18 protein-coding genes and 2 pseudogenes are annotated in these 21076 nt (G+C 69.6%); 14 read left to right on the forward strand and 6 right to left on the reverse strand.

Features of this window, described 5'->3' with window-relative positions:
• Positions 1 to 374 precede the first annotated feature (374 nt).
• Complete coding sequence (locus tag ACZ5GP_RS09105; RefSeq protein ID WP_468750202.1) at positions 375 to 698, forward strand: helix-turn-helix domain-containing protein; 324 nt, start codon at positions 375 to 377, stop codon at positions 696 to 698.
• 269 nt (positions 699 to 967) lie between these two features.
• On the forward strand, positions 968 to 2098 hold the full coding sequence (locus ACZ5GP_RS09110) for an alanine racemase (RefSeq protein WP_468750714.1): 1131 nt from the start codon (positions 968 to 970) through the stop codon (positions 2096 to 2098).
• Positions 2099 to 2416: 318 nt separating this feature from the next.
• On the opposite strand, the gene ACZ5GP_RS09115 is transcribed toward ACZ5GP_RS09110, so the two are convergent.
• The 3 genes from ACZ5GP_RS09115 to ACZ5GP_RS09125 all read right to left on the reverse strand — a co-directional run bounded on the left by ACZ5GP_RS09115 (position 2417) and on the right by ACZ5GP_RS09125 (position 4250).
• Positions 2417 to 3100 (reverse strand): GNAT family N-acetyltransferase, encoded by a 684-nt coding sequence (locus ACZ5GP_RS09115; protein ID WP_468750203.1) that lies wholly within the window; start codon positions 3098 to 3100, stop codon positions 2417 to 2419.
• Positions 3101 to 3303: 203 nt separating this feature from the next.
• On the reverse strand, positions 3304 to 3537 hold the full coding sequence (locus ACZ5GP_RS09120; protein ID WP_468750204.1) for a hypothetical protein: 234 nt from the start codon (positions 3535 to 3537) through the stop codon (positions 3304 to 3306).
• Between the two features lie 14 nt (positions 3538 to 3551).
• Positions 3552 to 4250 (reverse strand): nucleotidyltransferase domain-containing protein, encoded by a 699-nt coding sequence (locus ACZ5GP_RS09125; protein WP_468750205.1) that lies wholly within the window; start codon positions 4248 to 4250, stop codon positions 3552 to 3554.
• A gap of 115 nt (positions 4251 to 4365) precedes the next feature.
• On the opposite strand from ACZ5GP_RS09125, the gene ACZ5GP_RS09130 reads away from it, so the two are divergent.
• From ACZ5GP_RS09130 to ACZ5GP_RS09155, 6 genes and pseudogenes are all read left to right on the forward strand, one after another.
• The gene (locus ACZ5GP_RS09130) at positions 4366 to 4785 is read left to right on the forward strand and encodes a hypothetical protein (protein WP_468750206.1); all 420 of its coding nucleotides are present in this window, start codon (positions 4366 to 4368) and stop codon (positions 4783 to 4785) included.
• A 24-nt stretch (positions 4786 to 4809) separates the two neighbouring features.
• Complete coding sequence (locus ACZ5GP_RS09135; protein WP_468750207.1) at positions 4810 to 5379, forward strand: ATP-grasp domain-containing protein; 570 nt, start codon at positions 4810 to 4812, stop codon at positions 5377 to 5379.
• Between the two features lie 53 nt (positions 5380 to 5432).
• Positions 5433 to 6035: a hypothetical protein gene (locus tag ACZ5GP_RS09140; protein WP_468750208.1), complete on the forward strand. Its 603-nt coding sequence runs from the start codon at positions 5433 to 5435 to the stop codon at positions 6033 to 6035.
• Positions 6032 to 6184, forward strand: a complete 153-nt coding sequence (locus ACZ5GP_RS09145; protein WP_468750209.1) for a hypothetical protein — start codon at positions 6032 to 6034, stop codon at positions 6182 to 6184. The genes ACZ5GP_RS09140 and ACZ5GP_RS09145 overlap by 4 nt, the downstream gene beginning before the upstream one ends.
• Positions 6185 to 6551: 367 nt before the next feature.
• Complete coding sequence (locus tag ACZ5GP_RS09150) at positions 6552 to 6920, forward strand: hypothetical protein (RefSeq protein ID WP_468750210.1); 369 nt, start codon at positions 6552 to 6554, stop codon at positions 6918 to 6920.
• Between the two features lie 147 nt (positions 6921 to 7067).
• Positions 7068 to 7178 (forward strand): annotated as a pseudogene (locus tag ACZ5GP_RS09155) (ribonuclease); the annotation flags it as partial.
• Positions 7179 to 7199: 21 nt separating this feature from the next.
• Here ACZ5GP_RS09155 and ACZ5GP_RS09160 read toward each other — a convergent pair.
• A complete protein-coding gene (locus ACZ5GP_RS09160) occupies positions 7200 to 9824 on the reverse strand; it encodes a DUF6185 family protein (RefSeq protein WP_468750211.1) in 2625 nt (874 codons plus the stop codon).
• Positions 9825 to 10025: 201 nt separating this feature from the next.
• Here ACZ5GP_RS09160 and ACZ5GP_RS09165 point away from each other — a divergent pair, with 201 nt between their 5' ends.
• Both ACZ5GP_RS09165 and ACZ5GP_RS09170 read left to right on the forward strand, forming a co-directional pair.
• On the forward strand, positions 10026 to 10838 hold the full coding sequence (locus tag ACZ5GP_RS09165; RefSeq protein ID WP_468750212.1) for an SAM-dependent methyltransferase: 813 nt from the start codon (positions 10026 to 10028) through the stop codon (positions 10836 to 10838).
• A gap of 69 nt (positions 10839 to 10907) precedes the next feature.
• The gene (locus ACZ5GP_RS09170; protein WP_468750213.1) at positions 10908 to 11561 is read left to right on the forward strand and encodes a maltokinase N-terminal cap-like domain-containing protein; all 654 of its coding nucleotides are present in this window, start codon (positions 10908 to 10910) and stop codon (positions 11559 to 11561) included.
• 555 nt (positions 11562 to 12116) lie between these two features.
• On the opposite strand, the gene ACZ5GP_RS09175 is transcribed toward ACZ5GP_RS09170, so the two are convergent.
• Both ACZ5GP_RS09175 and ACZ5GP_RS09180 read right to left on the reverse strand, forming a co-directional pair.
• Positions 12117 to 13004, reverse strand: coding sequence for an extracellular catalytic domain type 1 short-chain-length polyhydroxyalkanoate depolymerase (locus ACZ5GP_RS09175; RefSeq protein ID WP_468750214.1), 888 nt, complete (start codon positions 13002 to 13004; stop codon positions 12117 to 12119).
• A gap of 648 nt (positions 13005 to 13652) precedes the next feature.
• Positions 13653 to 13982 (reverse strand): annotated as a pseudogene (locus ACZ5GP_RS09180) (helix-turn-helix transcriptional regulator); the annotation flags it as partial.
• Positions 13983 to 14262: 280 nt separating this feature from the next.
• On the opposite strand from ACZ5GP_RS09180, the gene ACZ5GP_RS09185 reads away from it, so the two are divergent.
• From ACZ5GP_RS09185 to ACZ5GP_RS09200, 4 genes are all read left to right on the forward strand, one after another.
• Positions 14263 to 16476 carry a 1,4-beta-glucanase gene (locus ACZ5GP_RS09185; RefSeq protein WP_468750215.1) on the forward strand — a complete coding sequence of 738 codons (2214 nt, stop codon included), beginning with the start codon at positions 14263 to 14265 and terminating at the stop codon, positions 16474 to 16476.
• Between the two features lie 107 nt (positions 16477 to 16583).
• Entirely contained in the window at positions 16584 to 17690 is a 1107-nt protein-coding gene (locus ACZ5GP_RS09190; protein WP_468750216.1) for a ricin-type beta-trefoil lectin domain protein, read from the forward strand.
• Positions 17691 to 17905: 215 nt separating this feature from the next.
• Positions 17906 to 19309 (forward strand): non-reducing end alpha-L-arabinofuranosidase family hydrolase, encoded by a 1404-nt coding sequence (locus ACZ5GP_RS09195; protein WP_468750217.1) that lies wholly within the window; start codon positions 17906 to 17908, stop codon positions 19307 to 19309.
• 87 nt (positions 19310 to 19396) lie between these two features.
• Positions 19397 to 21043, forward strand: a complete 1647-nt coding sequence (locus tag ACZ5GP_RS09200) for a glycoside hydrolase family 27 protein (RefSeq protein ID WP_468750218.1) — start codon at positions 19397 to 19399, stop codon at positions 21041 to 21043.
• Positions 21044 to 21076 lie beyond the last annotated feature (33 nt).

The raw sequence follows: 21076 nt of genomic DNA on the forward strand, positions 1-21076 counted from the left end.
AGGTCGTACTGAAATCGCACGGCCTCCTTAAGACCGCGCGTAGCCAGACACGACACGGCCCCACCCGGCGTTTCGCCACACCCACCCACAGGAGCGACAAGCCCCCCACCCACCGAACGACACCAGCCTTCACCGGCAAAACGACACCCCGGCACCGGCATCACCCCAGCCCAACACCAGTGAAAACCTATGACGCACACCCAATGCACATCACACGACGCCCATCAGGAGAAGGCCGCCGAGTTCTCGACATGCTGCCGATCCGCAACTCAGCTTGCTCTTTGTCTTCCGTCCGCGCCCTAGTGACCTGAGTTCGTGGTGCGTCATTGATTGGGTCACGAGGGCGTCCGGGGCCGAAGCTGGCGGAATTGGTGTTGTCGGAGTACGAGTGGGATGTGTTGGGGCGGTGGGAGCGGGGCGCCTCGACGCCGCAGGCCCTCGCGCTGCGGTCGCGGATCGTGCTGGCCTGTGCGGAAGTTGGCGATGACGACCTGCCGCGTGCTGCCAGTGCGGTCGCCCGGCAGGTCGGCGTCACCACGGAGACGGTCTCCAAGTGGCGGGCGCGGTTCGTCACCCACCGGCTGGACGGGCTGGAGGACGCACCCCGGCCCGGGCGGGTGAGAACGGTGACCGACGAGCAGGTCGCCGAAGTGGTCCGGGCCACGCTGGAAACGAAGCCGAAGGACGCCACGCACTAATCAACGCGGTCGATGGCGGCCAGGGCCGGGCTGTCGCAGACCACCGTCTCGAAGATCTGGCGGGCCTTCGGCCTCAAGCCGCACCGGGCCGATACGTTCAAGCTGTCCACCGACCCGTTCTTCGTCGACAAGGTTCACGATGTGCTCGGTCTCTACCTCGACCCGCCGGAGCGGGCCCTGGTGCTCTGTGTCGATGAGAAGTCCCAGATACAGGCGCTGGACCGGAGTTCGCCCTGCGGCCGCATGCCAAAGCCCACAAGTGCGGGCAGATCGCCGACCATCAGCTTCGGGCCGGAGCGCGCGGGCTGTCGGTGGCCACGATCAGCGAGGCCGAGGCATTCGCCCGGGCCGGCGTGGATGACCTGTTCATCGCTTATCCCGTCTGGCTTGATGCCGGCAAGGCGCAGCGGCTGCGCCGGTTGGCGGAGGACGTTGCCCTGAGAGTCGGCATCGAGTCGGTCGAAGGTGCGCAGCGGCTGGGAAATGCCGGGCACTGCAGTGCCCGGCTGATCGAGGTGCTCGTCGAGGTCGACAGCGGGAGCCATCGGACCGGGGTGCAGCCTCACGCTGCTGATGAGGTCAGGAAGGCGGCTGCCGACGCCGGACTGGATGCCGTCGGCCTCTTCACGTTCCCGGGACACGGATATGGGCACGACGCGCAGGTACGCGAACGCGCCGCACGGGACGAGGAACGCACGCTGGGAGAGGCCGCGCAGGTGCTGAGGGACCTTGGGCTCGACATCCGTGTGGTCAGCGGCGGGTCGACTCCGACGACAGGGCAGTGGCAGCCGGGCGCGGTCAACGAGTTGCGGCCCGGTGCCTATGTCTTCAACGACGTCACCAAGCTGGCCATCGGCACCTGCGGGGTGGGGGATCTGGCGTCGGTCGCCGCGGCGACGGTAATCAGCGTGCCCACCCCGGACCGTTTTGTACTGGATGTCGGTAGCAAGGTTCTCGGCTCCGACCGGTCGGTTTGGGTCACGGGCCACGGGCCACGGGCCACGGGCCACGGCTACCTTCCCCAGTTTCCGCAGGGAAGCATCACTGGGTTGTGGGAGCACCACGCCGTTGTCCGGCTTCCGGAAGGGGTGCGGGGACCGCGCCTTGGGTCGGTGGTTGCCGTCGTCCCCAACCACATCTGCACGCCGGTGAATCTCGCCGATGAGCTGCTGGTTGTCCGAGATGGCGGGCTGATCGGCCGCTGGCAGAGGGACAGGTCGACGTGGGAGAGGTCGACCAGCCACGAGCCGGGCAGCGATGGGTCGAACGTCGGGTTGTTCTTCAGGTGGGTCGGCCCGTTGAGCCCGTTCGCGGCGGCGGCGAACGACATGTTGATGTCGACGACGACCAGGTACGGGTTGGCGCACTCCTCATCGGTCAGCGGCCGGCACCAGTCGTAGGGCTTCTTCATCAGCATCTCAGTCCGAGTACGGATGTGGTGCCGGGCGAACCCCGCGTCCTTCAGGATCGGGTGTTCGTCGGAGACCTCGCACGGCACGACGTCGTACCGGGCGGTGATCGCGTCGTCGTTGAAGGCCCGCTCGAACGCGCCGGTCGCCGGGTTCTTCTCCGGGCGGGTCGGCGGGCGCAGCGCGGTCATCAGCTCCAGGCCGGTCGTCGCCGTGGAGCCGCGCGGCGTGATCACCCACGCCGCGTACAGGCCGAGGTACTGGACGAGGTCGGCCGGGTGCATCGTCGGCGGCTGCGGGTCGTCCTTCCTACCGGTTGGAGGGAACCACCGGCCCCCGGGCGATCAGGACGTCGGCTTCGTGGCGCCAGCCGAGGGAGGAGTAGAGGCGCTGGCCTTCCTCACTGGCGATGAGAAGACCGGTACGGGCGCCCTGGGCCACGGCGACCTCCGCCAGAGCGCTCATCATGGCGCGGCCCAGGCCGCGTCGGCGGTGCGCCGCGTCCGTCTCGATGCGATCGGCGATCGCATCGGCACCGACCACAGCGATGGTGCCGCGCGCCGCCACCTTTCCGGAGGAGTCATGGAGGGAGACGACCGTGACTGGCCCCTCCGTGCGGACCTCGTGTTCGTACGGCGCGGCGGGCGCGTGCTGCGGGTGCTCGGTCAGATCGGTCGTCATGAACCACTCGGACCGGTGGAGCAACTCCAGTCCGGCGGCGCCGACGACGGCTTCGACGGTGCCTGGGCGCAGCGTAGGTACCGTGAGCCAGGTGGTCTGCTTCGCGGCTCCGACGGCTGCCGCCAGCCGTGCCAAGGACTCCGGCTCCTCGTCCGCACGCAGCGCGAACACTTCGACCTCGCGGCCGGGTTGGTCGCACTTGGACCGCAGGCCGTCCCCGGCGGACTCGACCGGCTCGGCTTCGGGCAGAGAGCGAGCCGCGGTCCAGCCGTTCAGCCAACGTCGTATCAGCTCTGATTCGATCTTCGTCATCCGGCGATTAGAGCATGACCGCAACCGGTGGACGGGCGAATAACCATCCCCCGTCGTCCGCCGCTGCCAGGCGACGCCGCCCTCCATTTGCCGGTCAGTCTGAACCCGTTCTGACCTACGCAGCCAGGTGAGCGACCGGTCGCGGCCCGGCGCCTGGTGCGTTGACTGCGTCGTGCGTTCCGCCGTGCGGCCCGCACGGCGCTTCACGGCCGGAGGCCCTGGCCTTGGCCGGGGTCGGGTTGCTGGCGCTGCTGCTGGTGCTCCTGGCGGTGCTGGTCGACCGGACTGGCCGGATGGGCGGTGGGAGCTTTTCCGTCCTCCATGGCGCGGCGGGTGTCGGCGGTGCGGGTGAAGGCGGCGAGCCGGTTCAGGTTCTTGGGTGTGCGCAGCCACGTTGCCGGGTCGGTCGTGCGGTCCTCCAGGTACTCCTCCGGCATCGCGCCCCACCGACTCACCGGATGGCATACCCGTCCCACAGGGGGCCGCCAGACTTGTCCAGCACCTCTGCCACGACCTCGGCGAAGACCTTCGCGTCCCCAGCGATCGCCTGCGCGGCAGCTTCCGACAACGCGCGGTGGACCCCGGGGTCGGCCGCAGCCAGCCGCCGCGACAACCACTTGCCGGCGCCGAGCCAGTGCCCGCTGACCAGCAGGACCAGCTCCGAGGCACACTGCAACATGTGCGAGACCAAGTACACCCGCTCCGCAGGGTCCGCGCAGCCACACAGGTCATCGAGCAAGTCCGTCAGGACGTACCGCTGGTAGTCGCGCTCACGGTCCGAGAGCAGGGGCGGGCCCGCAGCCCAACGCCTTCGCGCCTCGTCCTGGAGCGAAGTGCCCAGCCCATCCGTGTCCACCAGGAGCATGCCGTCAGCACACATGGCCAGCAGCGGCGAACGCCGGTTCGCGGTCTCCTGATCGGCGAAACTATGCCAGACGGCCTCTGTTTGCACGAACAGTTCCACCGGCCAGCCGCGATATACCAGGTTCTCCCGAATGGGGGCGGGCGGTCCGTCCAAGAGGACCACGATGTCCAGATCAGACGTGGGCGTCCGGCGGTCGGTCAGCACGCTGCCGGCGAGGAAGGCCGCCCGGGCAGCGGGAAATCGGTCTCGCACCAGTTCGCGGGCGGTGAGCACGGGGTCATCCATGATCGCAGCGTAGTGCCGACATCGGCCCCGTAAGATAAGTGTCTTTACCGGAAAGGCCGGTGATCTGCTTCACGCTGGATACCCGCCGCGCCGGCGGCTTCGAGGACTACCTATCGTGAGCCTCCCGGGCGTGCTGCTGCTCGACGCGGCCGGCCCCGAGGCGGGTCTCTTCGCCACGGCGGCCGTTGCCCGCGGGGACCAGGTCCACGCCGCGACCACCGCCGCGGCGTACGCGGACCACGGGCCGGAGCTGAAGGGCCTGCTGGCCGGGCGGGTCGTCACCGACTTTGCCCGGCCCGGCCGGGCTGTCGAGGAGTTCGCCGCGTACGCCCGCCGCTGCGGCGTCGGTGCGGTGCTGACCGTCAACGAGTACCTGACCGAATTCGCCGCGCACCTCTGCACCGAGCTGGCGGTGCCCGGCAACGATCCGGTCCGGGTACGGGCGGCGAGGGACAAGGCCGCCATGGCCGAGGCGTTCACCGCGGCCGGGGTGCGCACGCCGTACACAGTCCTCGTCCGGGACTCGGCCGGGTAGCGGGCCGCGCTGGCGGTCCCGCGGGTGGGCTTCCCGTGCGTCATCAAGCCGCTGTCCGGTGCGGGCTCCGCTGGCGTCACGGTGGTGAGCGGCCCGGCCTGTGCGGCAGTGGCCGCCGATGCCGCCCGCGCGGTGGTCGGCATGTACGGAAGCGGCGGCGACCCGGGCGTCCTGGTCCAGGCGTACGCCGCCGGGACGGAGCACAGCGTCGAGTCTCTCACCCAGGACGGCACCACGACGCACCTCGCCGTCACGCGCAAGCAGGTGACCGGCGGCGCACGCCGGGTCGAGACCGGGCACGGCCTCCCCGTCGACTTGCCCCCAGCCATCGAGGCCGCCGTGTACCGGGAAGTTGGCGCGGCGATCGGCGCGGTGGGTATCCGGCACGGGGCCTCGCACACCGAGGTCATCGTCGCTGCGGACGGGCGGCGCACGGTCATCGAGATCGGCGCCCGCCTCGCCGCCGGACAGCTCGGGGTCCTGATCCAGCACGCCCTGGGTATCGACGTCCGGGTGGACTTGCTCGACGTCGCCATCGGCCGCCCGGCCCAATTCGCACCACCGCCCGCGGATACGCGACCGTGCGGTTCGTGACCAGCCCGTGCGCCGGACGGCTGACGTCGCTCTTCGGGCCGGGACAAGAGCGCATGGACCGGCAGCGGCCGGGCCGCCATCGACCCGAACACCGCACTCCCGCCGTTGAGGGCGACCACTATCTGACGGCCGCGACACCTGCCCAGCAACGTGCGGTCGAGGCCGTGATCGAAGACGCCCAGCACGACCTGCTGCACAGGTCGCATCCGCCGACGGTGATCACCGAGGAAGAGGCCGCCGCCCTGGCCGAGGGCTATCCGCAGCTGGTGGCGGACCTTGCCCAGGATGATGAGGTGATCGCTGAACTCGTCGGCGGGCAGCGGGATGTGTTCACCGCTGCCTGCGGCGATCAGATGTCCGGACTGCACGGCCCCAAGGGCAAGCCCTGTTCGGCCCGGCCCTGGGTTTGCCTGTTGTGCCCCCTGGCGGTGTTCGCGCCACGGCATGCGGTCAATCTGCTGCGGATGAAGGCGTTCTTCTCCCGGCAGTGGCAGCAGATGCCCGCCGCCCACTTCAAGGCGGCCTTCGGCCCTTACGCCGCCCGCATCCAGCAGGTCCTGGACCGCTTCGATCCGGCCGTGGTCACCGCGGCCGCCGCCCACGTCGTCGATCGGGACGACGAACTTCCCCTGCGACCTGAGGAGACGACCACATGAACACCGCTCTCGCTCCGGTCTTAGGTGGACGCTCTGCCGTCTTTGCGGGCGCCGACGTCTGCGACGGAGCCGGTCTGGCCCTGCCGGAGAATGCCGCTCACCCCGCGTTCGAGGACGACATCTGGGACTTCACCCACGTCATCGGCTAGCCGACCCAGGTGAGCCCCTCGGTGAGGCGCTTCGACTTCACTCTGATCACGGACTCGCGTTGGCGACTGGTGGCCAAGGGACTTCTCCTGGCGATGCTCACACCCCGCCACCAGTCGGTCGCCCCTTTGCCCCGCGCCTTCCGCAACCCTCTCCACGTCACCAGTTGCCGCGCTCGTCTCGACGAACTCGTCCGCTTCTTCAACTGGGCTAAGGGAAAGAGAGACCATCAGCCTGCAGGCGATCACCACCCGGGACTGCGAGACATACCTGGCTCACCGCCGCTACGTTCTCGACGAGCACGGGGCCGCCGTCGGTGAGCAGAGCCACGGGACCAGGAGATCAGCCGCCCAGGTCGTCGTCGACCTGGTGAACTACCGCGACCTGTGCACCGCCGATCGCGTCCCCGCCGAGCTGCGTCCCTGGGGCGGCGCCACCGCTTGCGCCGTCGTCGAGATGCCCAGCGGCCGAGACGAGAACAAGACCCAACCGGTCGCGGACGAGATCATGCAGCCGATGCTCGCGGCCGCCTTCTGCCTGATGTCCACACTGGGCCCGCACTCCGTCGAACTGGCCAACAAGGTCCGTGAATCCGATCTTCACTCGGCACGGCGAGCCCAAGGAATCCGGCGCGTCGGCCCTAAGAACCGCGTCCCGGTCCGGGAGCTCAGCGAAATCCTCGCGGCGCCGCCAACGGGGACATTCAGCCCGAACTTGCGCCGTTCCACGAGGCGTTGACGAGCGCCGAGCGCCCCGACGTCGCCTTCGCCTGGGTCTCCTGGGGTGCCCCGGCTGTGGCGCCCTCGGCGAAGAACGGAGCGCGGTCTCGGCAGACGCTCCTGTGGTAGCCACCGTGGGGGCAGTCGATGGTCCTCATGTCACACCGACCTGCCGGACACCTTCGAAAAGAACCGCAGCCAGCGCATACTCGACCAGTTCCAGCACAACAGGAACCCGTTCATCGACCACCCGGAGTGGGTGGAAGAGGTCTGGTGACCTGCTCTCTCTCGCTGCCCGTCACCGCCCGCCACCGCCCTCGAACTCCTTGGGAGGTGGTCCCCCGCCGGTGTCGGCGAAGAACTGCCAGAGCGTGACCAGTGCCACCGCCTGGGCGACCAGATAGGCGAGCTGGAGCGAGAAGTACCGCATCTGGTAGATCGACAAGAGAAGCCCGAACCGGCTCTGCCAGAAGCGGCGTTCACCCTGGAAGATCTCCAGGTCGAGGGCGATTCCGGTGAGGGTGAGCACGGGCAGCATCGTCACCACGATCAGGACCAGGTCCCCGTTTCCCTGGTCCAGGGCGAAGTTGCCCCACGCCTCGGGCAGGGCAGGCAGGGCGAAGGCCGCGGCGACGGCCAGCGCCTTCACCGGGCCGCGCCGTCCCGGCAGGCAGCGCCACAGTGCGCCGAGCACGAGGCCCGCGCCCGCCCAGCAGGTCTGCCAGAGGAGGAAGCCCTCGACGGTGTCGGGCAGGCCGAAGCCGTAGTACAGGTTGGTGCGCCAGTGGTCGCCGCGGATCCATCCCGACCAGACGACCACCGCGCTCGCCGGGATTCCGAAGAAGCAGGCGAGGGCGGCGGCCCTGCGGCCGTTGTCCCACCAGGTGTCGCACGGGCCGAGGGCGAGTGCCACGTCGACAACCGAGACCTGGGCGGGCAGCCGGCCGGTGGCGCCCGTGCTGTCGGTCCAAGCGTGCAGGCCGCGCACCTCCTGTTCGAGCAGGCGGCGTTGGAGTATGTCGTCGTCCGACTGGCCCTGGTCGAGGCGGCGCATTTTCGCGTGGATCTCGCGGTAGCGGCGGGCCCGGCCGAGGATGTCGGCGCGCCGCGCGGCGGTGATGGTGACGCCGAGCCGTTCCTCCGAGGGCTCCAGGGCGCGACGGAGCACGGCCCTGCGCGCACCGACGGCGATGGCCAGCCGCAGCGCCGCCATGTTGAAGAAGATCCATAGGGCGATCAGTACTGCGTTGTTGTCGAGGTAGCCGAGGCTCATGCCGACCACGACAGGGAAGAAGAGCAGGAGGAGGAGTCGGTCCTCGGGCTCTTCGGCGGATGAGTCGTTGGTCCGGGCGGCGCCGGAGGACGGGGTGACGAGGGAAGACCGTGTGCCGACGGCACGCAGCGCGGCGAAGAGGGCGAGTCCGGTGAGGATCCACACCGGCAGCCACCAGTTCTGGCTGTTCACGATGAACCACGTGACGTGCCAGCGCAGTTCACCGCGGTGCTGGAGGCCGTACAGGGCTTCGGTGTGCCGGCTCAGCCAGGCGGCTCGCTGCCAGTTGCGTTCGACAGCCAGGAAGTAGCACGCGCCGACCACCAGGGTGAGGGCGACGATCACCGGGCCCGCGTACCGCAGCAGCAGCTCGCGCGGCGCCCCCGGCGTCTTCCTGCTCGGCGGGATCAGCTCGCCCTCGCGGGCCAGACGCCAGGCGGCGGCGGTGAACGCGAGGAAGGTGAGGGCCTGGGCACAACCGCCCGCGACACACAGCGAGCAGAAGGCGAAGTGCGACGTTCCGCCGCTGATGTCGAGGTCGTCGGGCAGGCCGAACAGGTCCGGCTGGAAGGCCACGCCCAGCACGGGCACGGTGAGCGCGAGGGCCGCGCGAATGACGGGCCGGGGCGGCCGTCCGAAGGCCAGCAGCAGGGCGGCCGTACAGACCGAGGCGGCGAAGATGAGGCGGGGCTCTCTCGCCGTCCACAGCTCGTCGTCACCGAGGGCCTTCAGCCAGCGGAGCGCGATGGTGTCGCCGTCGAACACGATGACGGTGCCGGCCGAGACCCACGCCCAGTCACTGAGCATCCGCGCGGAGCGGGTTTCGAGGGAGCTCGCCCCGGCACGCCGCCGTAGCCGTAGCCGTAGCCGTGCGGCCGCGTACAGCATCAGTCCCGACATCACGAATGTCCAGGCCAGATTGCCGCCGTGGTGGAGATTGGCGAACAGGAAGCGGTCGTCCTGCGCCGCGAACGAGCGCTGCCAGCCCGGTGCGAGCCGCACGGTGACGGGCGGCGGCGCCTCCTCGCCCTCGGGGCGCCACACCAACGCGGTGGCGCCTTCCCTCGTGGTGGGCTCCGGCCGGGCGGACTCGGCTCGGGCGGCTCCCGGGTCGACCAGGATCTCCGTCCAGTTCACGCGGTGGAGTCCGGGGGCCGGTTCGAAGAGGAGCCGCCAGTGGGCCGTGCCCTGCTCGATCTTCCAGGGGCCGAGCGCGAACCAGCCGTTGTCCTCGTCGATCCAGGAGAAGGTGTCGAGCATCACCCGCAGGCCGCCCTTCTCCGCGGTCACCCGCGGGCTTCCCTTCGGCCGCCACTCGCCCCACCAGCGGTGTTGCGTCGAGAAGGGGCGGGCGAGGCAGCCCATGGCCCGGCGGTAGCCGCTCGTGTCCTCGCCGAGCAGCAGGAGCTTGGTGTACCGCCAGGAGTACGGAACGTGGACGGTCAGCCGCGCGCTCACCTTGGTGTGGACGGTGCCGCCGTGCGAGAGGCGGATGGCGGCGCTCGCCTTCGCCTTGTCCAGGCCCGCGGTGGCACACCACCGGTCCACCGGCTTCTCGCGTCCTCCCCCGGGCTTCTCCTCGGCCCCTGCCCGGGCGGGCCAGAGCACCGCGCAGAACACGACCAGCAACAACACCGCACGTGACCTCAACTACCGCCCCTTGCCCCCGAGTTGCCGCCCCTCTCAGTCTCCCGGAACATGCACGCTTCCGCGAGGTGGTTGAGCGGTGATCCGGGGCCGGTAGTTGGGTTCTGGTGAACCATCGCGGGGCAGCCGACTCCCCCGGTCACGGGAGCGTCTAGATTGGCGCTTGATCGTCGAACTACCTGATGTAGGTCCCAGGAGGCTCCCGTGTCAGTGAACGACCCCCAACTCGGCTCCGCCGCCCACGTCCGCGCGCGCATCGACACCAGCAAGCCGCACTCCGCACGCTTCTGGAACTACTTCGTCGGCGGCAAGGACCACTACGAGAAGGACCGCGAACTCGGCGACCACATCAAGGAGATCTTCCCCGGACTCGTCGACGTGGCCCGCACCAGCCGCCACTTCCTCGGCCGCGTGGTGCGTCACCTGGCCACGGAGCAGGGGGTGCGGCAGTTCCTCGACATCGGCACGGGCCTGCCCACGGCGAACAACACGCACGAGGTCGCCCAGCACGCCGCCCCGGACGCGCGCATCGTCTACGTCGACAACGACCCCCTGGTCCTCGCCCACGCCCGCGCCCTGCTGACCAGCACGCCCGAGGGTGAGACGGCGTACATCGACGCGGACCTCTACGACCCCGAGGCGATCCTGCGGGAGGCCGCGAAGACGCTGGACCTCTCGCGGCCGGTCGCCCTGATCATCCTGAACACGCTCGGCCATGTCGCCGACCACGCGCAGGCCCGCGACCTGGTCTCCCAGCTCATGTCGGGCATGGCGTGCGGCAGTTACCTGGTGATAAGCGATTCCACCACCACGAGCGAGGGCATGATCGCGGCGTCGAACGAGTACAACATGAGCGGCGCAATCCCCTACTACGTACGCGGTGTCGAGGAGATCGGCGCCTTCTTCGACGGCCTCGAACTGCTGGAGCCGGGCGTCGCGCAGGTCACGCGCTGGCGCCCGGAGACGGAGGACGCGACGGCCGTGGACGCCTACGGCGCGGTGGCCCGCAAGCCGTAGCGCCCCCCCCTCGCCCCTCGCCATCCCGGGCGCGTAGGCGCGCCCGTTCAACGGAAGGAAATCAACGGCATGGCCGTCATTCACCGGACCGAGCTCAAGCCGACCAAGCTGGAGCTGCTCACCTCCTGGCTGCCTTCGCGGCCGTGGTACCTCGGGGCGGGTGAGCCGGTACTGGCCAAGGCCGGCGGCTTTCGGCTGGATGATCCGGAGGGGGCGGTCGGGATCGAGTTCATCGTGGTCACCGACACCTCCGGCGCCCGACCGACCACCTATCTGGTGCCGCTGACCTATCGCGGCGCCCCGCTCGACGGGGCGGAGCACGCGCTCGTCGGCACCATGGAGCACGGCGTACTGGGGCCGCGCTGGGCCTACGACGGCGGCCACGACCCCGTCCTCGCCGCCCAGTTGCTCGCGCTCGTCGAGGGCCGGGTCCAGGCCCAGGACCAGACCATCAGTGACGTCCTCGACCGCGAGGTCACCCGCTCCTACGCCGGTGACGGCTCCTCGCTCACCCCGGACTTCACCACCTCCGCCACCGACGACCAGGAGGGCACGGAGCTGCCCGCGCCGCAGGGCATGACCTTCCGTCTCCAGCGCGTCCTGCGCCCCGCCCAGGACGACGCGGCCGTCGCGCCGTCCGAGGCGATCGGCCACGTCGCCGGGGTCTGGCAGACCCCGGACGGTTCCCGCGAGCGAGGACTGTTCGCCGTCCTGAGCGCCTGAGGCGTGTCAGCCGCTTAGAAAGCACGCCTTAGTCGCAGAACTCAGCCTCTGTCACCGCGTCGCTGTCCCCGGACCAGCCCCCGTTGACATCGAAGGCCAGCGAGTGGCGGCCGTCGCCTGTCGTCACCGCCTCCGAGGTCCAGCCGGTGCACTTGCTGCATGTGTGCGCGCACGCTCCTCACGAGCGCGTCGACGTCGATATCGGCGGCGGAGACACCGACCGCGTGCAGGAGGGAGCAATGGAGCCACTCACCCGGTATTCGGCTCAGCCCCGGCTGTGAGGACACGGGAGCGCGCACACCCGGGAAATCCACGGGTTCACCATGGTCGAGTTCTGCCGCGACATCGACATCACCGCGAACCGCTGCCACCGTAGTTAGTTGTGCGCGCGCTGATGTTGTGGAGGCGCAGTCCGGATTCCGGGGACAGCGCCATTCTTCCATCCTTGTTGAGCCGCCCCTGTTGGTTTGGCACCGCCGTCAGTTCCAGACGTTCAGTTCCGGCCATGTCCAGCGCATGGCTTGAGCCCACGCCTGGTGACAAGCACCCATCGACCTAGGGTGCCAGGCCCATGAACTTCAGGGCCAGCAGTGCCATGCCGGGTTGGGGCAACTCGTGGCCGTACCCCTGGAAGCTGTTGGCCTCGACCGGTGGTTGCGTGCTGGCGTTACCGTAGCGGGTCCTTGTCCAGCTCGACTGGGGCTGGTCGGTGAAGACCGGGGTTTGGCTGACACCGCGGACGTTGGTCCACTGTTTGATCTCTTCGCCGAGGTTGTGGTGGTCGAGGGCCTCGTCCTGGGTGCCGTGCCACAGTTGGATACGCGGCCGTCGCCCCGTGTAGCCAGGGTAGGCGCCGCGGACCAGGTCGCCCCACTCCTGCGGGGTCTTGGTGATGTTGCCTGTGGAGCAGTCACTGTTCCAGCCGCGGAAGGTGCCGGTGTAGAAGCAGTGGTGCGGCACGCCCATGAACGCCGACCCGGCTTTGAACACGTCCGGGTAGTTGGCGAGCATGACGTTGGTCAGCATCGCGCCAGAGGAGATGCCCGTCATGTAGACCCGATGCTGGTTGGCACCGCGTTTCGCGATCTCCCACCGCACCATGGACATCACGCCGGCCGGATCGCTGGAGCCATCGTGCTTCAGCGCGGCGTCCGACGCGACGTCCCAGCACTTGATGTCACCCGTGATCGAGGGGTAGACCACGATGAATCCGTACTGGTCAGCCAGTGACGCGAATTCGGTGTTGTTGTACATGTCAGGGCCGGATCCGGTGCACCAGTGCGCGACCACGAGCACGGCCGGATGACGGGGCAGTTTGGCCGGCACGTACTCGTACATCTGGAGGTTCGTCGGGTTGTGGCCGAAGTCGTCGACCCGGGTCAGCGTCGCCGCGGACGCCGGTGATGCGAACGTCAGGCCGCCCGCCATGACGCTGAGGGCCACAGCGACCGCTGTGGCTGCCTTCCTCAACCACCCTCCAGTCCTGCCGACGTGTGTCGCCCGCGCCGGGCGGGCGGCCGCGACCGCGAAGTGGCGCCTTTGTCTGCTCATGCTTCCTCCACCGTGCGGACTTGTTCACTGGCGGCGCTGTCGGCCGATGCCTTCTCGGTGTGGTCGGATCCTGCTCGCGTGGCCTGCGCCTTGTCGCGGCGATCCGGCGGAGAGCATCGGCCCTACTGCGGCGGCTCTTCTGCATTGATGTGTCGAAGCGCTTGAACTAGCCGCGAGGTTAGCGACATACCTTCTCGTTCGACAAGCAGGGCGACCAATCAAATCCTCATCCGCACAAGTGCGTCGGAGGAATCAGATCCACATGCCACCCATGCGAGGCGATTGAACGCTGCGACTGACCGAGGGATTGTCGCGTGTGTTCCTCGTCTCTGCCCGCGGCCGAGCGGGTGCCGTACCGCGTTCATGCGCTCCCGCTCGAAGCAGGGGCCCCTTTGTCCGGCGGGCGATCCGCGCGGTGCAGCAGTCCCCGCACAGCCGCTTGATCTCGTTGCTCCGGGCCCCTGGGGCCAGTCGTACGCAGCCCAGCCTCCGGAGCCTCGCCACGGTCGACCAGGCAACCGGTGCCCAGCGGGCCAGGACTCAAGTCCTCTTCCGTGCAGCCCTGGTGATGACCTCCATCTGCCGCGCGGCGCGCGGTTGGGGTAGGGCCGTTGCGGTGCACCGATATGCGCTGAGGCTGATGCCGCGGAACTGTGTGAACGCCGCGCTGAACACGAACGCGTCGGAGTAGCCCACGGCGCGGGCGACCTCCGCGACAGTCATCGTCTCGCGCTCGGTCAGCAGGTCCGCCGCGAGCGTCATGCGCCAGCGGGCGAGGTGGGCCAGTGGCGGCTCGCCGACCAGGTCGGTGAACCGCTTCGCCGGCGTGGCCCGCGATACCCCGGTCCAAGTGGCCCGTGCGGCAAGGTACGAAGCAGATCTCGTACCCGAGGAATCTCTGTACCGACCCTTGAACGCCCCTGGGCGTTCACTTAGCCTTGCAGCCAAGTCGAAGCGCTTCGAATACGTGTACCGAGCTAGTGACCGGACGCGCTCATCCCGCTGGTGCGGAAGAACACCGAGGCACCCGCCTGTCCGTGGCTGCGTTGTGGCTGGTCGGGTACACGTGGCGGAGCCGCAGCGCGCTAACGCCCCGCGCCCCTCCCGGGTGCGTCGCCTTCCCCTTTGTCCGCGTAGAAAGAGGAGAGTCATGCGCGCATTCCACCTCAGCAGACGAACCGTACTCGCCGGGACCGCTGCCACGACCTCGGTCGCTGCCCTGCCGAACCTGCAAGGACGTGCGGAGGCAGCCGGGAGCGGTGCCGAGGCCGCGGGCCCCGTCTACCGCTGGCGCAACGTCGTCCAGGGCGGGACCGGGTTCGTCACCGGTGTTCTCTTCCACCCTTCCCGCCGAGGCCTCGCCTACGCGCGTACGGACATCGGTGGCGCCTACCGCTGGGACGACCGGACCGACCGCTGGGTCCCGCTCACCGATCATCTCGGCTGGGACGACTGGAACCTGCTCGGCGTCGAGGCCCTGGCCGTCGACCCCGCCCACCCGGACCGGCTGTACCTCGCCCTCGGCGCGTACACGCAGTCGTGGGCCGGCAACGGGGCCGTACTGCGCTCCGAGGACCGTGGTGCCACCTGGAAGCGCACCGACCTCACCGTCAAGCTGGGCGGCAACGAGGACGGACGCGGTACGGGAGAGCGGCTGCTCGTCGATCCACGGGACAGCGACACGCTGTGGCTGGGCACCCGGCACGACGGCCTGCTCAAGTCTGCGGACCGGGGCTCCAGTTGGCAGGCCGCAAGCTTCCCGGCCTCGCCCAGTGCCACCGGTCAGGGCGTCACGTTCCTCGTCGCCGTGGGCCGTACGGTCTACGCCGGCTGGGGCGACTCCGACGGCACCGCCGGCCGTCCCCACTTGTACCGCACCTCTGACGGCACGACCTGGGAGGCCGTCCCCGGGCAGCCCACCGGCACCGCGGCCAAGGTGCCGATCCGTGCCGCGTACGACAGGCACACGCGCGAGCTGTACGTGACGTACGCCAACGCGCCGGGGCCCAACGGCCAGTCCGACGGCAGCGTGCACAAGCTGCGCACCAACAACGGCAGGTGGACCGAGGTCACGCCCGTGAAGCCGGGCGGAACCTCGACGGACGGGTCCGTCGACTCCTTCGGCTACGGCGGCGTCGCCGTCGACGCCCGCCGCCCCGGCACGGTGGTCGTCTCCACGAACAACCGCTGGGCCGAGACGGACACCGTCTTCCGCTCCACGAACGGCGGCCGCACCTGGACGTCCCTGAAGGACAGGGCCGTCCTCGACGTCTCCGAGACCCCCTACCTCAAGTGGGGCACGGACAAGCCCAAGTTCGGCTGGTGGATCCAGGCCCTCGCCCTCGACCCGTACGACTCGCAGCATGTCGTCTACGGCACCGGCGCGACCCTCTACGGCACCCGCGACCTCACGCGCTGGGCCCCGCAGATCCGCGGTCTGGAGGAGGCGTCCATCCGCCAGCTGGTCTCGCCGCCCACAGGTGAGGCGCACCTGCTCAGCGGGTCCGGAGACATTGGTGTGATGTACCACGAGCGGCTCACGGCGTCGCCGTCGCGCGGTATGGCGTCGAACCCGGTGTTCGCCACCTGCACCGGCCTGTCGCTGGCGGCGGGCAAGCCGTCGTACGTGGTCCGGGCCGGCTGGGGCAACGAGGGCAACGGCGCCTTCTCGAACGACGGCGGCAGAACCTGGGCGCCCTTCGGCGCGCAACCCGCCCACGCCAAGGACGCGCCGGGGCCGATCGCCACCAACGCCGACGGCAGCGTGCTGCTGTGGTCCTTCGGCGCGGCGAACCCCGGATTCCGCTCGACGGACAACGGCGTCACCTGGTCCGAGGTCGCTTCCTTCCCGAAGGGTGCCGCTCCGGTCGCGGATCCCGTCGACCCGGCCCGCTTCTACGCCTTCGACACCATGACCGGCACGGTGTTCGCCAGCACCGACAGCGGCCGGACCTTCACCGCGCGAGCCGGTGGCCTGAGCACGGGCGACAGCGAGTTCCAGCTGACGGCTGCTCCGGGCCGCTCCGGTGACCTGTGGCTCGGCCTCAAGGGGGACGGCCTTCACCGGTCGACCGACGCGGGCGCGACCTTCGCCAAGGTCGGCAGCTGCCGTGCCGCGCACACCCTGGGTTTCGGCAAGGCCGCGCGGGGTGCGTCCTACCCGGCGATCTACCTGGTCGGTGCCGTGGAGGGCCTCAACGCCATCCACCGCTCCGACGACGGGGCGAAGACCTGGACGCGGATCAACGACGACCAGCACCAATGGGGTTGGACCGGAGCCGCCATCAGCGGTGACCCGCGGGTGTACGGGCGGGTCTACGTCTCCACCAACGGACGCGGAGCGCAGTACGGGGAGCCTGCCTGACGCCCGATCCGGGCGAGGCTCGTACCTCGTCCCCGTGCACGGGAGTGCGGCCGGACGGTGGCCGGCCCCGTTGCTGGAGCACTTGCTCACACAACTGAGGAGACTGCATGAAAAGGTCCTGGTTTCTCTCCCTGATCGCGCTTGTCGCTGTCACGTTCGGGGTGACGGCAACGGGCGTCGCCCCGGCCTCCGCCGCCTCCACCACGCCCTTGCGGATCATGCCGTTGGGCGACTCGATCACTTGGGGTGCGGGAAGCAGTACCGGGAACGGCTACCGCGCGCTGTTGCGGGACCGGCTCGCGTCGGACGGCCATCCGCTGGACTTCGTGGGCACGGTGCGGAGCGGTTCGATGTCCGATCCGGACAACGAGGGCCACCCCGGGTACCGCATCGACCAGATCGCCGCGCTCGCCGACGCCTCGCTGACCCGCTACCGGCCCAACGTCGTGACACTGCACATCGGTACCAACGACCTCCAGGGGGCCTCTGAAGTCGACAGCGCCATCGACCGGCTGAGGTCGCTGGTCGGCCGGATCACCGCCGACGTCCCCGACGCCACCGTCCTCGTCGCCTCCCTGGTCGTGTCCACCAGCAGCTCGGAGGAGCGGTTCCGGGGTACGTACAACCAGGCCACCCGCCGCATCGTCAGCGACGCGCAGGCCGCGGGCAAACGCGTCGCGTTCGTCGACATGAGCGGTCTGACCACGGCCGACCTGGCGGACCCGCTGCATCCCAACGACTCCGGCTACCAGAAGATGGCCGACGCCTTCCACCGTGGCGTACGGTCCGCGGACAGCGCCGGGTGGCTGAAGAATCCCGCCCCCGCGCCCGCCCGCGTGCTGTCCGGCGTGGCAGGCAAGTGCCTGGACGTCAACGGCGCCCAGAGCGCCGACGGAACCGCCGTCCAGACGTGGAGCTGCGGGGAGGGGGCCCACCAGTACTGGTCGGCCTACACCGACGGCACCCTGCGCTCCCTGGGCAAGTGCCTCGACGCCGCGGGCGGTGCCACCGCCAATGGCACCAAGGTGCAGCTCTGGTCCTGTCACGGTGGCCCCAACCAGGTCTGGCAGCCCTACGACGGCGGCTACCGCAACCCCGCGTCCGGCCGCTGCCTCGATGTGCCGGGCGCTTCCACGGCCGACGGCACGCAGCTCGTGCTGTGGGACTGCAACGGCGGCCCCCAGCAGAAGTGGACCACCCTGGCCAGCGGCTGACCCCCCGTCCCGGGGCCTCAAAAAGCCGCCCTGTCACATGCGTTGACTTCCGCACGAGACACCCTCTACGTTCGGCGCCACTCCTCGTCCGGTAAATCGGCCCACGTTCGAAATATCGGTCAAGGGCGATGCGAGGAGGGTCCACCGGGTCGACGGTCCAGACAGCCATGGGCGGGGCCGGACCGGGAACGCTCACTCAACGAATGAGGTCCGAATTGCGCAGGCTACGTTTCAGCCGCAGACAACTGTCCGTGGTGCTCGCGACCCTGATCGCCGCGGCGACGCTCGTCGTCAGTCCCTCTCAGGCGGCCACCACCGGTGCCGTACGCGGTGCCGGTTCCAACCGGTGTCTCGATGTACCGGGCGCCGCCCGGACCGACGGCACGGGCCTGCAGATCTGGGACTGCTCCGGCGGGACCAACCAGCAGTGGACGCTGACGGACGGCAACCAACTGACCGTGTACGGCGACAAGTGCCTGGATGTCCCGGGCCACGCGACCACGGCCGGCACCCGGCCGGTGATCTGGTCCTGCAACGGCGGTACGAACCAGCAGTGGCGGGTGAACGCCGACGGCACGATCGTCGCCGTGGAGTCCGGGCTGTGTCTGGACGTCAGCGGCGGCGCCACGGCCAACGGCACGGTGGTGCAGCTGTGGAACTGCAACGGCGCCGGCGCCCAGAAGTGGACCGGCCTGGCCGGCACGCCCACCTCGTGTTCTCTTCCGTCGGCCTACCGGTGGACGTCGACCGGTCCGCTGGCACAACCGGCGAACGGTCAGGTGGCGCTCAAGGACTTCACCACGGTGACGTACAACGGCCGGCACCTGGTCTACGCGACGACCTCCGACGGGACGTCGTGGGGCGCGACGGCGTTCCGGCCCTTCACGAACTGGTCGGACATGGCCTCGACCGGCCAGACCAAGATCAGCGGGTCCGCGGTGGCGCCCAAGCTCTTCTACTTCGCCCCCAAGAAGATATGGGTGCTCGTATCGAACGGGTGGGGCACCGCCTGGCCCTTCACGTACCGCACGTCCAACGACCCGACCGATCCCGCGAGTTGGTCCGCGCCGCAGGCGCTGTTCACCGGCAGCCTCCCCACTGGCGGCCCGATCGACCCGACCGTGATCGCCGACGGTCAGAACATGTACCTGTTCTTCGCCAACGACAAGGGCAGCATCTTCAAGTCGACCATGCCGATCGGGAACTTCCCGGGCAGCTTCGGCTCGTCGTACACGACGGTGATGAGCGACACCGAGGAAAAGCTGTTCGAGGCGCCGGAGGTCTACAAGGTCCAGGGCCAGAACCAGTACCTCATGATCGTTGAGGCGAGGGGGGCGGGCGGCCGCTACTTCCGCTCGTTCACTGCCTCCAGTCTGAACGGTCCGTGGACCGTCCAGGCCGGCAGCGAGAACAGCCCCTTCGCGGGCAAGGCCAACAGCGGTGCCACCTGGACCAACGACATCAGCCACGGCGACCTCGTCCGCACCAACCCCGACCAGACGATGACCGTCGACCCCTGCAACCTCCAGTTCCTCTACCAGGGCAGGTCCCCTTCCTCGGACGGCACCGACTACCTGAAGCTGCCCTACCGGCCGGCCCTGCTCACCCTGCGGCGCTGACCCGCGCGCGTGTGATCGCACGCGCGTGACCCTGCCCCTTGTGGGAGGCGGAGCGGCTTCCGCTCCGCCTCCCGGGAAGGACCTCCCATGGTTTCCCTGCGCAGACGACTGCTGCGGGCCCTCACCGCCACCGCCCTTGCGCTCACCGGCACCCTCACCGCCTCCGTCGCGACCGCTGCCGAGGCCGCACCGGGCAGCCCCGCGCTCACCCCTCCGCTGGGGTGGAACAGCTGGAACAGCTTCGGGTGCGGGATCACCGAGGCGCAGGTCCGCGAGGCCGCGGACGCGATGGTGTCCTCGGGCATGCGGGCCGCCGGATACCGGTACGTGGTGGTCGACGACTGCTGGTTCGACCCGCAGCGCGACACGAACGGCAACCTTCGGGCCAATCCCACCAAGTTCCCCAGCGGAATGAAGGCGCTCGGCGACTACATCCACGACAAGGGTCTGAAGTTCGGCATCTACCAGGCTCCCAACGAGAAGACGTGCGCCCAGGGCGTGGGCACCTACCCCGGCTCCACCGGCAGCAAGGGCCACGAGGCGCAGGACGCCACCACATTCGCCTCCTGGGGCGTGGACTACCTCAAGTACGACTGGTGCTCCGGCAGCGGCACCCTTGGCCAACAGGTCGCCCAGTTCACCCTGATGCGCGACGCCCTGCGCGCCACGGGCCGGCCCATCGTCTACAGCATCAACCCCAACAGCTTCCACTCCCCCGCCGGTGACAAGTACAACTGGGGCGAGGTCGCCGACCTGTGGCGGACGACCGAGGACCTGCTCGACATCTGGCAGAACAACAACACCAACAGCTACCCGATGGGCGTCGGCAACGTCCTGGACGTCACCGCCCCGCTCGCCGCGCAGTCGGGTCCCGGGCACTGGAACGACCCCGACATGCTGGTCGTCGGCCGCCCGGGTCTTTCCCTGACGGAGTCGCGCTCGCACTTCGCCCTGTGGGCGCTCCTGGGCGCCCCGCTGATGGCGGGCAACGACATCCGCACGATGTCCGCCGACGTGAGCGCGATCCTGCGCAGCCCGCGCCTGCTCGCGGTCAACCAGGATGCGCTGGGCGCGGGCGGACGCCGGGTCCGTGACGACGGCGCGACCGAGGTGTTCGCCAAGCCGTTGTCGGACGGTTCCGTGGCGGTCGGCCTGTTCAACCGGGGCGGCTCCCCGGCGACCGTCTCCACCTCGGCGGCCCAAGTCGGCCTGTCCGGCGGGTCGTTCACGCTGACCGACCTGTGGACGGGCGGTACGTCCACCACCTCCGGAGGGATCTCGGCGAGCGTGCCCGCGCACGGTGTCGCCGTGTTCAAGGTGGCCGGCGGCAGCCCTCTGGCCTCCACCACCGCACGCCTGCGCGGAGCCGGGTCCGGCCGCTGCCTGGACGTGGACGGCGCCGCCACGGCGGCCGGGACCAAGGCGGTGCTCTGGGACTGCCACACGGCCGCCAACCAGCTGTGGACCACCTGGGCGGGCGGTGAGATCCGCGTCTACGGCGACAAGTGCCTGGACGCCTCCAACCAGGGAACCACCAACGGCACGCCGGTCATCATGTGGCCCTGCAACGGCCAGAACAACCAGAAGTGGACCGCCGGTTCCGACGGTTCGCTCCGCAACGCCCATGCCGGGCTGTGCCTCGACGTCGACGGGGCCGGGACGGCGAACGGGACTCCGGCTGTCCTGCGGGCCTGCAACGGCCAGAGCAGCCAGAAGTGGTCCACGCTCCGGTAACAGGCAGGCCCGAACGGGCGCGGTCTCCAGTAC

This window comes from Streptomyces sp. NPDC031466 (assembly GCF_055581265.1).